10 protein-coding genes are annotated in these 13,726 nt (G+C 42.0%); 5 read left to right on the forward strand and 5 right to left on the reverse strand.

The genetic code is table 11. The features are described 5' to 3' along the window. Positions 1 to 26: 26 nt before the first annotated feature. Entirely contained in the window at positions 27 to 1,112 is a 1,086-nt protein-coding gene (locus IUZ65_RS02610) for an AI-2E family transporter (protein ID WP_195702250.1), read from the reverse strand. Positions 1,113 to 1,537: 425 nt separating this feature from the next. Beyond that, positions 1,538 to 2,821: a glutamate-1-semialdehyde 2,1-aminomutase gene (gene hemL / locus IUZ65_RS02615; protein ID WP_195702251.1), complete on the reverse strand. Its 1,284-nt coding sequence runs from the start codon at positions 2,819 to 2,821 to the stop codon at positions 1,538 to 1,540. A 270-nt stretch (positions 2,822 to 3,091) separates the two neighbouring features. On the opposite strand from hemL, the gene erpA reads away from it, so the two are divergent. The 3 genes from erpA to IUZ65_RS02630 all read left to right on the forward strand — a co-directional run bounded on the left by erpA (position 3,092) and on the right by IUZ65_RS02630 (position 7,825). Beyond that, complete coding sequence (gene erpA, locus IUZ65_RS02620) at positions 3,092 to 3,433, forward strand: iron-sulfur cluster insertion protein ErpA (RefSeq protein WP_195704977.1); 342 nt, start codon at positions 3,092 to 3,094, stop codon at positions 3,431 to 3,433. A 182-nt stretch (positions 3,434 to 3,615) separates the two neighbouring features. After that, positions 3,616 to 4,719, forward strand: coding sequence for an efflux RND transporter periplasmic adaptor subunit (locus tag IUZ65_RS02625; protein WP_195702252.1), 1,104 nt, complete (start codon positions 3,616 to 3,618; stop codon positions 4,717 to 4,719). Between the two features lie 13 nt (positions 4,720 to 4,732). After that, positions 4,733 to 7,825, forward strand: a complete 3,093-nt coding sequence (locus tag IUZ65_RS02630) for an efflux RND transporter permease subunit (RefSeq protein ID WP_195702253.1) — start codon at positions 4,733 to 4,735, stop codon at positions 7,823 to 7,825. Between the two features lie 71 nt (positions 7,826 to 7,896). Here the strand turns inward: IUZ65_RS02630 and IUZ65_RS02635 are convergent, their stop codons facing one another. From IUZ65_RS02635 to ettA, 3 genes are all read right to left on the reverse strand, one after another. Further along, positions 7,897 to 8,907, reverse strand: a complete 1,011-nt coding sequence (locus IUZ65_RS02635; protein WP_195702254.1) for a M23 family metallopeptidase — start codon at positions 8,905 to 8,907, stop codon at positions 7,897 to 7,899. Positions 8,908 to 8,913: 6 nt separating this feature from the next. Further along, a complete protein-coding gene (locus IUZ65_RS02640; RefSeq protein ID WP_195702255.1) occupies positions 8,914 to 9,282 on the reverse strand; it encodes a PilZ domain-containing protein in 369 nt (122 codons plus the stop codon). A gap of 167 nt (positions 9,283 to 9,449) precedes the next feature. Beyond that, positions 9,450 to 11,117 (reverse strand): energy-dependent translational throttle protein EttA, encoded by a 1,668-nt coding sequence (gene ettA / locus IUZ65_RS02645; RefSeq protein WP_195702256.1) that lies wholly within the window; start codon positions 11,115 to 11,117, stop codon positions 9,450 to 9,452. A gap of 216 nt (positions 11,118 to 11,333) precedes the next feature. Here ettA and sltY point away from each other — a divergent pair, with 216 nt between their 5' ends. After that, positions 11,334 to 13,262, forward strand: coding sequence for a murein transglycosylase (gene sltY, locus IUZ65_RS02650; protein ID WP_195702257.1), 1,929 nt, complete (start codon positions 11,334 to 11,336; stop codon positions 13,260 to 13,262). 62 nt (positions 13,263 to 13,324) lie between these two features. Further along, complete coding sequence (gene trpR / locus IUZ65_RS02655) at positions 13,325 to 13,627, forward strand: trp operon repressor (protein WP_195702258.1); 303 nt, start codon at positions 13,325 to 13,327, stop codon at positions 13,625 to 13,627. Positions 13,628 to 13,726 lie beyond the last annotated feature (99 nt).

A 13,726-nucleotide genomic window follows, 5' to 3' on the forward strand; every position in this document is an offset into this window, starting at 1 on the left:
ATAGCATGAAGCTATTTTAGTTCGTTCTAACTTTTGTCTTGGCTTTTTAGAAAACCATGAAACTCTTCTTCATATATATTGAATAGGACGATGGCGACAGCAAAGACTATAGGGCCATAGATTAAACCGATTAAACCAAATAATTGAATCCCTCCTAACAAGGAGAAAAAGATCATTAGTGTATTCATGCCAGCACTGCCTTGCATCAATAATGGACGCAGAACATTGTCGATTGAACCAACAAGTGCAATTGACCAAACGGCTAGAAAAATAGCCCAGTTGGTATCGCCTGTGATCAATAAATACAACGTTGCAGGTATCCATATCAGTGCGGTACCAACAATAGGGATAAAAGATGCGAAACCAAACATCGCCCCCCAGAAAAGTGCCGGGAATCCGCATAGCCACATACCAATACCACCTGCGAATCCTTGTGCTATTGCGGTTAAAAACGAACCAAGAACGGCCGACTTTGCAACTTTTTCCACTTCGTCCAATAGCTTGTCTTCTTGGCTACGGGATAGGGGAAGAATATGGCGCATTGCAACGATGATTTTGTCGTGATCTCTAAGTAGAAAAAATAAGACAAACAACATCAACATGAAATCCATAAGAAAGTTGGTGGCATCGCCTAAAATTTTCGCACTAATGGAGACAAGATTACTACCAAAGGTTGTTGCTAGCTTGCCAATCTTTTCTGCTATTTGCTGTGGTTCTATCGTTTCAAACGGTAAATATTCATTTACAAAATCAAGCGCTTTCACTATCCAAGGTAGTTTGAAAAATTCTTGGATACCACCTGCCGTTACCCAATGATAAATCTGTTGTGTTGCAAGGGAACCTTGCTGAACAATGGCGGCAAAAACAGCAAGTAACGGAATGACAATAATGAAGGTAAGTACAATACATGAGAGCAAGGAAGAGAGATTATTGTGTTTGGGGATTTTTTTCTCGATCCATTCATGTAAGGGGAACATTAATAGGGATATAATGAATGCCATTACGATAGAATTCATATAGGGTGCAACGAGTAGGTAGCACGCGTAGCCACTCACTAATAAGGCAGCAACAAGCACCCAATGGCTTGAAGATATCTGAAGTTTTTCTGGCACTAGGTAATCGCTTATATGTCAGAGTAATGATGATGATTATAATGGCTGTTAAAGCGCTGGTTTTCAAATAATTGTTTTAATTGATTTTCGCCAACAATTGATTTCATAACTAACGGTATTCTAATAGATATGAAAATCCATCTGAAAAATAATGAATAGAATCTTGTAGGGGTAGGTATGGCGTGTTGTGGTGGTAATAAAAAATGTTCCAAATCGAAAATGCGTTTTAGAAAATTCCCATGGTTCAGCGGTTTTATAAGTGTGATTCTAATTCTAGTGATTGTGAACTGGCATTAACAATGGTGAACGGACGTTTAGAGTCGTTAACCCATCGATTGTTTCGTTATTCGGATGAGAATATTAAGAATAGATTAAGAAGGGGCGATGAATATCGGCCCCTTTAGTTATGTTAGTGTGCTAGAACGTTAAGCGAGTTTTGCAAAACAGCGGTCTGCTGCTGCGAGCGTTGCTTCAATCTCTTTTTCACCGTGAGCAAGTGAAGTAAAGCTCGCTTCAAAAGCGGAAGGTGCAAGGTAAATACCTTCTTCTAACATCAGGTGGAAGAAAGCTTTAAAGCGTTCAACATCGCATTTCGCGACCTCTTCATAGCAGGTTACTTTCTCTTGATCTGTAAAGAAGAAGCCAAACATGCCGCCAACCTGAGAAACAAGCAGTGGGATATGGTTTTTATCAGCCAGTGCTTTAAAACCGTCCGCAAGTTGTTTGGTTTTTTCAGCCAGCGCTGCTTCATTGCCTTCTTCTGTTAGCGTTTTTAAACAAGCGAGGCCCGCTGCCATTGCGATAGGGTTGCCTGATAGAGTGCCCGCCTGATAAACAGGTCCAGTTGGCGCAATGTGTTGCATCACATCTTTACGGCCGCCAAATGCGCCTACTGGCATACCGCCACCAATGACTTTACCTAAACACGTTAGATCCGGTTTGATATTGTAATAGGCTTGTGCACAACCTTGAGCCACACGGAAACCCGTCATCACTTCATCAAAAATGAGCAGGGCACCTTCTTTGTCACATATTTCGCGTAGACCTTCGTGGAAACCCTCTATCGGTGGAATGCAGTTCATGTTGCCAGCAACGGGTTCTACGATGATGCAGGCAATTTCGCCTTTATTGGCATCAAATAGCGCCTGTACCGATTCTACGCTATTGAATGTCGCCGTTAATGTATATTTCGCAAAGTCGGCAGGGACGCCCGGAGAGCTAGGTTGACCCAAGGTAAGGGCACCCGATCCAGCTTTAACTAATAAGCTGTCTGCGTGGCCGTGATAACAACCTTCGAATTTTACAATTTTATCTCGGCCAGTAAAACCACGAGCTAAACGTATTGCACTCATCGTCGCTTCTGTACCAGAGTTCACCATACGAAGTTGTTCCATAGACGGCACTATTTTTGAAACGAGTTCGGCCATCTCGACTTCTACTTCGGTCGGTGCACCAAAGCTTAGGCCTCTGTGAGCGGCTTCGATAACTGCGTTGCGAATAGCTGGGTGGTTGTGGCCAAGAATCATAGGGCCCCAAGAACCGACATAATCGATATAAGATTTACCATCTGCATCAAATATCAAAGGGCCATCTGCTTTTTCTACAAATATTGGAGAGCCACCCACACCGTTGAATGCTCTAACGGGAGAGTTCACACCGCCAGGAATGGTTTTTTGCGCCTTTTGATAGAGTTCTGCTGATTTGGTCATCAATATTTTCCTCGTTGTACTGACTTGAAGTGATAGCTTGGTATTGTAACGAACTTGTGCAAGATAGGTTTAGAAAATTGACGTAAATAATTAAAATAGTGAGTTGATGCAGAAACAAAGGACCGAGCAAGGTTTGTAATGAAGCATAACAATACTTGAATGATTTAGTCAGGTATTAGATAATCAGCAGATATTGAGAAATCTAATATTGACTCGTATAAGATATAGAATAAATTAAGAGTTGATATGACACGAAAGAGAGAGGTCATCGTGAGCGAACTAAATGTACCATTATCTTTTTCTGATGCGGCAGCAATAAGAGTAAAAACGCTGATCGAAGAAGAAGAGAATTCAGAATTAAAATTGCGTGTATACATTACTGGTGGTGGCTGTAGCGGTTTCCAGTACGGATTTACGTTCGATGAGAAAGTAAATGATGGCGACACGACGATTGTTAATAGTGGTGTAACACTTGTCGTGGATCCTATGAGCTTGCAATACTTGATTGGTGGTGTTGTGGACTATACAGAAGGCCTTGAAGGGGCGCGCTTTTTTGTCAATAACCCAAATGCAACGACGACTTGTGGTTGTGGAGCATCTTTCAGCGTCTAGATCTGTTACACAGTTTTCACTGTAGAAAGTGTTATAGTCTGTCATCAAATTACAATCAAAGCCTTATGTTTGAAACTCTTACGTAAGGCTTTGCTAATTTTTGCCTGCCCAAGTGACTGAACGCACGAACTCTATTATTTAGCAGTCACTTTTTATTTGTGGTAACTAAAAGGAACTCTGTTATGGCAATCCGCCACGTCGGTCGCTTTTTTTCACAACGCCCCTGGCTTATCTCATTCATACTTCTTATTGGCCTATCGCTTTGGTTAGGTTTAGGGATGCTGCAAGCCGAAGAGAATGCGAATCAAAATAATTCGACTGAAGAACCGAAAGCATTATTAGCTAAGGTTCAGTATCAAACGTTTGAAGCTGTGCTAACGGCAAAGAATATCAATCTATATGGCAGAACGGCACCAGATAGACAGGCAAAGTTAGGGGCAGAAGTCGCCGGACGCGTGGTTACGTTGATGGTCAGGAAGGGTGATGAGGTTAAAAAAGATCAAGCGATTGGTCAGATAGATAAAGCGGATCTAGAGATTCAGCTTGAACGAGCAAGAGCAAATCTGTCGGTTAAAGAAAAAGAGTTTAAAGCATCCAAGTCCCTAAAAAGTAAAGGATTGCAGGGGGAAGTTGCCTATAGCACAGCGCAAGCTAACCTTGTTGAGGCGAGAGCGTTAGTCAAAAAAGCTCAGCTTAACCTTCGCAATACTCTAATCAGAGCACCATTTGACGGCATTGTCGATACCCTCAATATCGAATTGGGTGATTTTGTCAGTGTTGGAGACCCTGTTGCAACCGTCATTGACCTCAATGTATTGGTTATTGAAGCTGACGTGAGTGAGCGTCATGTACAAAGCCTTAAAGTAAATCAAAAATCAAAAATTAAACTGATTGGTGGGGAAAAAATAGAGGGCAGGCTCAGATACATTTCTAGAGTTTCTTCAACCGCGACCAATACTTTCCCCATTGAGATTGAAATTCCGAATCCAGAACAAAAAATTCCTGCTGGTGTCAGCGCAGAGGTTGAATTAGATCTAGAGGTGAAGAAGGCGATTAAGGTCTCTCCGGCCATGCTAGCGCTTGATGAAAGTGGCAACCTGGGTGTGAAAACACTCAAAGATGATGTGGTTCACTTTGTTCCTATTCAACTCGTAAGGGCTGAGCAAGATGGCGTATGGCTAACGGGGTTGGGCTTTAGCGCTGATATCATCACCGTAGGGCAAGGTTTTGCACGGGATGGTGATACGGTTATCGCTGTAAAACACGATCCAGTAAACAAAAAATAGAGCGGAGATAACTATGTTTGCGATTATAGACGCGGCTTTATCCCGTTCTAGGACCATGCTGACGCTACTGATACTGATACTAGTAGCGGGGGCAATAACGTATATCAAGATTCCAAAAGAATCGAGCCCTGATATTACTATCCCCATTATTTATGTTGGTGTGAGTCACGAAGGTATCTCGCCAGATGATGCGGAAAGACTATTGGTTCGTCCAATAGAACAAGAACTGCGTTCTATTGAAGGTGTAAAAGAGATGAGCGCAACGGCTTCAGAGGGCTATGCCTCTGTTACGTTGGAGTTCAATGTTGGTATCGATCTCGATAAAGCGATGGCGGATGTCCGCGATGCCGTTGATCAGGCAAAACCTAAACTTCCCGCCGATAGTGATGAACCAACGGTCAATGAAGTCACCCTTGCTTCATTTCAACCTGTGTTGTCTGTTGTTCTGTATGGTTCTGTACCTGAAAGAACTATCGTACAGATTGCCCGAGCGTTAGGCGACAAGCTAGAAAGCTATAAACAGGTTCTGGAAGTCGATATCGCTGGTGACAGAGAAGATATTGTCGAGATTGTTGTCGACCCCTTATTAATGGAGAGTTACAACCTAGACCAGGGTGATATCTATAATCTAATTGCATTGAATAACCGTGTAGTAGCAGCAGGTTTTGTTGATACGGGCTATGGTCGATTTTCTGTCAAGGTACCGTCTGTTTTTGAGTCATTGAAAGATGTATTGGAGATGCCAGTAAAGGTCGATGGTAGGCAAGTTATTACCTTCGGTGATATTGCGACGGTAAGACGCTCATTTAGAGATCCTGAGAGCTATGCTCGTCTAAATGGGGAATCCGCTGTCGTTTTGGATGTTAAGAAGCGTGCAGGTGAAAATATCATCGAAACGGTTGATCTGGTTAAGCAAATAATTGTCGTCGCACAGCAGCGAGACGACTGGCCAGACAATTTAATGGTTGAATACACGTGGGATGAGTCAGAAGACGTCAAGCTTATGTTGAGCGATCTGCAAAACAACATCCTTTCTGCCATTATTCTCGTTGTCATCGTTATTATCGCCATTCTAGGTGTCCGTACTGCATTCTTGGTTGGTGTCTCAATACCTGGATCTTTCCTTACCGGGCTATTGGCATTGGCAGTCTTTGGTTTAACCATCAATATTATCGTTCTTTTTGCCTTAATTATGGCGGTAGGGATGTTGGTTGATGGTGCCATCGTCGTGACGGAGTTTGCAGATAGACGGATGCATGAAGGTATGCCTCGTCGTGAAGCCTATCGAGACGCCGCTAAACGGATGGCCTGGCCTATTACCGCCTCGACAGCAACAACGTTAGCCGCGTTTGCTCCACTATTATTCTGGCCTGATACCACAGGTGAGTTTATGAAGTACTTGCCGATAACACTGATAGCAACCTTGTCGGCTTCTCTTATAATGGCGTTACTCTTTGTCCCTGTGCTTGGTAGTTTAGTCGGTAAAGAGCAGTACATTAAGCCAGAATTTAGACAAGAGTTGGTCGCGTTGCACAACGGTGATTTTACCAAAGCTACTGGATTTACTAAGTTTTATTATAAAACGCTCGCTATTGCGGTTAATCATCCATGGAAGATACTGTTTAGTGCCATTTTACTCGCTATTGGTATTGGCTTTACCTATTCCAAGGCCGGGTTGGGAGCGGAGTTCTTCCCTGAAGTTGATCCTCCTTCCTTTACGATGAAGGTTCGATCTTATGGCGATCTGTCGATCAATGAGAAAGACAAGATTATGCGACAGATTGAATCTGAAGTGCTTGGTGGCGCAGAGTTTGAGAGTATCTATACCAAAACGGGTGGTGATGATTCTATTGGCCAGATCCAGATTACTCCTATTGATTGGCAACTAAGAAGGCCAGTTAAAGAGATCATCGAAGAACTGCAAGAACGTACTTCGCACATTGCTGGTGTTGAGATTGAGTTTAAAAAACCAGAAGCCGGTCCACCAAGTGAACACGATTTGGTTATTCAATTGTCTTCACGACATTACGACAAACTGGATGACGCCGCATTAATGGTTAGACATTGGGCAGACACTTATCCTGCGTTTACTAACCTTAGCGATACCTCAGCAAAACCGGGTATTGATTGGCAAATAGACATTAAACGAGATGATGCAGGACGATTTGGTGCGGACGCCACCTTGGTTGGTAACACGGTTCAGTTTGTGACGAATGGGCTCAAAATTGGCGATTATTTACCAGATGATGCTAATGAAGAAGTTGATATTCTGGTTCGCTTCCCTCAAGAGCAGAGAGACATTGGTAGGTTTGATCAATTAAGGGTTAAGACACCTGCGGGTTTAATTCCGATGACTAATTTTGCAGAAATAAAGCCTCAGCACAAACAAGACACCATTCAGCGTATCGACGGCCAACGTATTCTTGACGTAAAAGCGGATATGAAAGAAGGGTTCAATCTCGCGTTAGAACTGCCTAAAATTGATGCACAACTAAAAGCGCTAGGATTGAATGATGTCGAATTTAAATTACGTGGTCAAAATGAAGATCAGGAAAAATCGTCTGAGTTTTTGATGTACGCATTTGTTGTTGCATTAGCCGCAATGGCTTTGATACTGATCACTCAATTTAATAGTTTCTATCAAGCCTTCTTGATTTTGAGTGCAGTGCTCTTCTCTACGGTGGGTGTGTTCGCTGGGTTACTTATATTCCAAAAACCATTTGGTATTGTGATGTCTGGTATTGGAGTTATCTCATTGGCCGGTATTGTGGTGAACAATAATATCGTGCTTATCGATACCTTTAATCAGCTTGTGGATAGAGGGCTGAACCGCAAAGAAGCGATATTAAGAACTGGTGTACAGCGTCTTCGTCCGGTAATGCTGACTACGGTGACCACAATACTTGGTTTGATGCCGATGGTACTGGAGATGAACATTGATATTATCAATCAAAAAGTTGAGTTTGGTGCGCCTAGTACGCAATGGTGGTCTCAGTTAGCGACGGCTGTCGCAGGGGGATTGGCGTTTGCTACGGTTCTAACGTTGGTATTGACACCTTGTTTGTTGATGCTTGGCAAAGGTAGAAAGACGAAAAATCAAACCTAGTATCGTTATCCTTCTATCGATTAATATTGAAATCCCCACAAAAGTGGGGATTTTTATAAGCGCTGTACACTTTAGTTTACTTGAGCGTCATCGCGTTCAGTGCTTTTGGCTGTATCGACCGAATCATCTTTATAAGGATGATTGGTTAAATTAACCTGCAATCGAACTACATTATCGATGAGCTTCACGAGTGGAGCCCATTTAACGTGGTTCTCTTTTTCAAATAGGGTGTCGAAGTTTTCCGGTGTCCATTCCATTAAGTATTGAGGATTTAATGAACGGCCTAAAAAGCGCACTTCATAATGCAGATGGGGCCCAGTAGAGTTGCCCGAGTTACCACATGTAGCAATCGTTTCTCCTTTACTAATAAATTGGCCGCTTTTAACATTAAACTTTTGTAGATGAGCGTATGAACTCATAAATCCAAATGAATGCCTGACAATCAAAAAGTTGCCAAAGCCTTTCTTACTTGGCCGAACTGTTTCTACCACCCCATCCGCTGGGGCTAAGACCGGCTCACCACGATTACAGGTTAAATCGATTCCCGTATGAGTATGGCGCTTACCTGTAATTGGATTCAATCGGCGGCCATAGGCGGAAGAGATACGGTTATAGGCCATTGGTGTATCGTTAGGAATTAAACGAAACATGGTTGCGCGCACAGCTGAATCTACGGCGGCAACATCGACTCTCTGTTCTAGATCCAAGGCATCTGGTTCTTCGTCACTTAATCCTAAAACAGATTCCACATCATAGATGCGCTTGCTTAATGTCACTAGCTGATTATTCTTTTCTGCGAGCTCTTGATTAAGTAAGTGATTGGAATTTTCGAGCTGAACAATTTGATTGGACTTATCCTGACTAAACTGTTCCGTTTGCTTGATCAGTCGCTCGGATTTCTCAATCTTGTCTGCTGCGAGTTTTGCCGCCTGAAGGCTATTACTGTGGTTTTGTAGAGAAACACCCAATAATACAGGGGTGCCAATCAATAGTGATAATAAAGCCATAGTCGCTTTTTTACCGACAAAAAAAGTCTGTTCCCCACGAGAAGTAGGGATCGTAAATTTAATTTTATGAGGCATAGTATTTTAGGAGTGAGCGCCTAAATCAGATAGTTGCTCAATATCTCGATGTAAAAGTTGTTCATCACCAACATTTAATTCAATTAAACGTTTGAGGTGGCTAATGCTATCAATATCAATATGTTCGATGCTGACGCGCGTATAGAGATCCGACACTTCAACCACATGTGCTTGAAGAGATACGGTGATATCACTTTCAGGTAGACGGAAAGAAATATCTACTGGTTTAGTTGTTTCAATAGGTTCCACAATGGCATTTAATAACAGCCCATGTAAGGAAAGATCCATTATCGAGCAACTTATTTTCAATTGCCCTTGGCACAATTCAGCTGGTGCGTTGTAGACTATTCGAGAAAAACGGCGACGTTCGTCCATACTCCCTCTCTTACAATAATATTAATAGCTCGACTAGGTTACCATTTTAATGAGCATAAATAAAAAATCGCGTTCGAATTATGCCTACATGTTAAGTAACAGTATCGATAAATAAGATAAAAAGCCGTTAAAATAACGGCTTAGTTTTCATTCAGTTCAAATGAGGTTTATTTAGTAATGCGCTTATATTTGACTCTATGAGGTTCTGCAGCTTGTGCCCCTAAAGTTTGTTTCAGCCATTCTGTGTATTCAGTATAGTTGCCTTCATAGAAATTGACCTGACCTTCATCACGGTAGTCAAGAATATGAGTGGCTATACGGTCCAAGAACCAACGGTCATGCGAGATAACCATGGCGCAACCAGGAAACTCCAACAGCGCTTCTTCTAATGCACGTAATGTCTCAACATCTAAGTCATTGGTTGGTTCATCAAGTAATAAAACATTGCCACCCGTTTTAAGCAGTTTTGCCAAGTGCACTCGATTTCGTTCACCACCAGAGAGTTCACCAATAATTTTTTGTTGGTCAATGCCTCTAAAGTTAAAGCGAGAACAGTAAGCGCGAGCCGGGATTTCAAAATTATTGATTTTGACAATATCAGCACCCTCCGAGATCTCTTGGAATACGGTTTTCTTGTCATCCATGCTGTCGCGGAACTGATCAACAGAAGCAAGATGAACGGTATCACCTAATTCAATGGTTCCTGAGTCTGGTAGCTCTGTGCCACTCAGCATTTTGAATAATGTTGATTTACCGGCACCGTTTGCACCGATAATACCGACAATCGCGCCTTTAGGCATGCTGAAAGAGAGGTTATCAATTAATACTCTGTCACCGAACGATTTGGTCAGATTTTTTACTTCAACAACTTTGTCACCTAAGCGTTCACCTGGTGGAATGAATAGTTCGTTGGTTTCATTACGCTTTTGGTGATCGGTATTATTCAGTTCTTCAAAACGAGCCATACGAGCTTTTGATTTTGCTTGTCGACCTTTTGGATTTTGACGAACCCATTCAAGTTCTTTCTCAATGGTTTTCTGACGAGCGTTCTCTTGTGAGGATTCTTGCTTAAGACGTTCATCTTTTTGTTCTAGCCAAGAGGTATAGTTGCCTTCCCAAGGGATACCTTCACCTCGGTCGAGCTCTAGTATCCAGCCTGCAGCATTATCCAAGAAATAACGGTCATGGGTAATCGCAACGACGGTGCCAGCATAGTCTACTAAGAAGCGCTCTAACCAACCTACTGATTCGGCATCTAAGTGGTTGGTTGGCTCATCAAGTAGCAACATGTCTGGTTTTTCTAACAACAAGCGACAAATGGCGACACGGCGCCTTTCACCACCAGAAAGAAATTCAACTTTAGCATCCCATTCAGGTAGACGGAGTGCGTCAGCTGCTCGTTCTAATGAGTTCTCAAGGTTATGACCGTCTTTTGTTTGAATAAGGTCTTCGAGTTCACCCTGTTCTTTTGCTAGAGCGTCAAAATCCGCATCTGGTTCAGCGTAAGCGGCGTAAACAGCATCGAGTCGTTTTAGTGCACCAGCAACATCCGAAACCGCTTCTTCAATAATTTCACGTACGGTTTTCGTTTCATCAAGTTTGGGTTCTTGAGGAAGATAACCGACGTTTAAACCTGGTTGAGGGCGAGCTTCACCATCAATGTCGGTATCAAGACCAGCCATGATTCGAAGTAGGGTGGATTTACCAGAGCCGTTAAGACCTAAAACACCGATTTTAGCACCGGGAAAAAAGCTAAGAGAAATGTCTTTTAATATTTTACGCTTAGGTGGTACAACTTTACTCACCCGCGACATGGTATAAACGTATTCAGCCATTGCCGATAGTTCCTACTGTTTCAGAAAATTAGCAAGTATTTTAACTCAAATTGCCACTCCTGAGAATGAAAGATAATTTAACAAATAAAAGCTTGCGTAAAGGAACGATCATTTTCTAACATAAGAGTTACAGCTTATTAACTTTAATAAGTGAGAAGGCGTGCCATAGTGGTTATATATGATATGGACTTCATTTTATAGGGATGTACAAAATAGATGTATAGGTTTAATAAACTTATCTCTGCTGTGTTGCCAGTATTGGCGTTTTCTTCTGGTGCTTTTTCTGCTCCAGCGTCTCTTGAACAGCAGAGAGTTATTTACCAAAAAGCCCAAAACTATTTGGATAAGAAACAAGTAGATGAGTATTTAGAGATCCGAGATCTGATTTCAGATTATCCACTCACCCCTTATGTTGATTATCGAACGTTTCTCATTGATATCGGTAAGAGAACACCGGAAGAAGTAGATGAATTTACGGCGAAGTATCGAGATTTTCCTTTTTCAAACAGCATAAGGTCACGTTATCTAGACGCGTTGATAGCAAAAAAGAAATGGAACGATTTATATCAATATCAGACGAATGAACCTCGAATGGAGAAGTATCAGTGTAGTTATTACTACGCTCGATTGAAAAATGGTGAAAAAGAACAGGCTTTTGAAGGTGCGGCTAAGCTTTGGCTGAGCGGAAAAAGTGTGTCAGATAATTGTGAGCAGCTTTTCAGTGAATGGCAGCAAGCGGGGTTAAGAACCGATGATATGGTGCTCAGGCGAATGCTGCTTAGTTTTGAGAAAAACAGCAACGATTTGACGAACTATTTAGCTAAGATGCCGACGAGTGAGCAGAGTATTCAACAAGCAAAGGAAATAAAGTTCCTTGCTAAAAACTCAGAATATGTGGTTGAGTTTTCTCAGAAATATCCTGCAACCGAATTTAATCGTAAAAAATCACAGATAGCGCTTAAAAAATTGGCTAGGAAAGATATTGAATTAGCACAACGAATATTGCCGATTGTATTTGAAGCACAAGCGTTTCCTGTCAATACCCAACAAAATGTTTCGGATTACCTAGCGGTTAGACTTTTTAATACTGAGGATATGGACCTAGCGAAGTGGCGGGATGAAGTGTTAATAACATCGACTAGCTTGTCGGCGATTGAACAACGTATTCGGTTAGCTATTCGTCAGGCTGATTGGCAGGGGATTTCTGATTGGATAGGTCACCTACCTCAAGACGACCAAAATTCTCTGCGTTGGCAGTTTTGGCTCGGTAGAAGTGAGCTAGAACTAGGTAAGCGAAATCAGGGCATTGCACGGCTACAAGGTATTTTAGGTAAACGAAATTTCTACAGTGTGGCAGCAGCAAAGATATTGGATAAACCAGTGTCGTATCAAGTAAGTGATGATAAGCGCGCCACTGACATCCTTAAGCCTTATCGTTCAAGTTTGGTTCGGATTAATGAACTCGTTGAGGTAGACAAGATTGCGGCAACAAAAAGTGAGTGGAACTGGTTGCTTTGGCAGGTAGGAAAAGAAGAAAAAGAGGCCTTAGCTGTCTATGCAGCGAAGAAAAAATGGCATCATTTATCGGTAAAAGCCACGATAGAGGCAAAAATGTGGGATAACACCGTGTTGCGTTTTCCTCTTGCCCATCAATGGTGGTTTAATTTTTACGGTGAAAAACACAATATCGACCCAATTACTTTAATGTCTGTCGCTAGGCAAGAGAGTGCCATGGATGTCGAGGCTCGTTCCCCGGTTGGTGCGCGTGGCATTATGCAAATCATGCCGAAAACAGCAAAATATACAGCGAAGAAATACAAGCTCAAATATAAAGGCACAAGTGAACTGTATGATGTAGGTAAGAACATAGAGATCGGCAGTCACTACCTAAATGGCCTTTTAAAACAGTATGATAACAATCGAATTTTTGCGTTTGCTGCCTATAATGCAGGGCCGCATAGAGTGAAAGTTTGGCGTAAAAGATCCGACCAAAAGCTGGATGCTTTCGCATTTATTGAAGCGATTCCTTATAAAGAAACCCGAGGGTACGTTCAGAATATTTTGATGTTTGAGACATATTATCGGAATCTGATGAAAGTCGATGGCGAATTTTTGCACTCTAATGAAGTTTCGACTAAATATTGATCCAAATTAGAGTAGAACACATTACAATGTCTGCTCTGTTTTGAAATATTGGTATCTATAAAATGTCATTGACTCCAGAAATCTCAGATTGGCAACACGTGATGAAGATAGTTAAAAGTGCAGCCGATAGCGAGCAACATGAAATGCTTTTAACCATGTTGATGACTCCGGATGAGAGAGAAGCCTTAGTTGCGAGAATGAATATTTTTAACGAGCTTTTGAAAGGTGATATATCTCAGCGGCAGATTAGTCAAATGCTAGGTGTCGGGGTAGCAACCATTACTCGTGGTTCCAATGAGTTAAAGATTCATACAGAAGATGAGCGTGAAGCATTGTCCCAATTATTAAAAGTAGCAGAGAGCTAATAACCAACACACCGACCGATGAACGTTTTGCTACGTGATCTTCCTGAATGCCCTTGGGTTTTTAGTTATCTAGTCTCTAGAAGCCGCGGGCGATTCAAT

Source organism: Vibrio sp. VB16 (assembly GCF_015594925.2).
GTDB lineage: Bacteria > Pseudomonadota > Gammaproteobacteria > Enterobacterales > Vibrionaceae > Vibrio.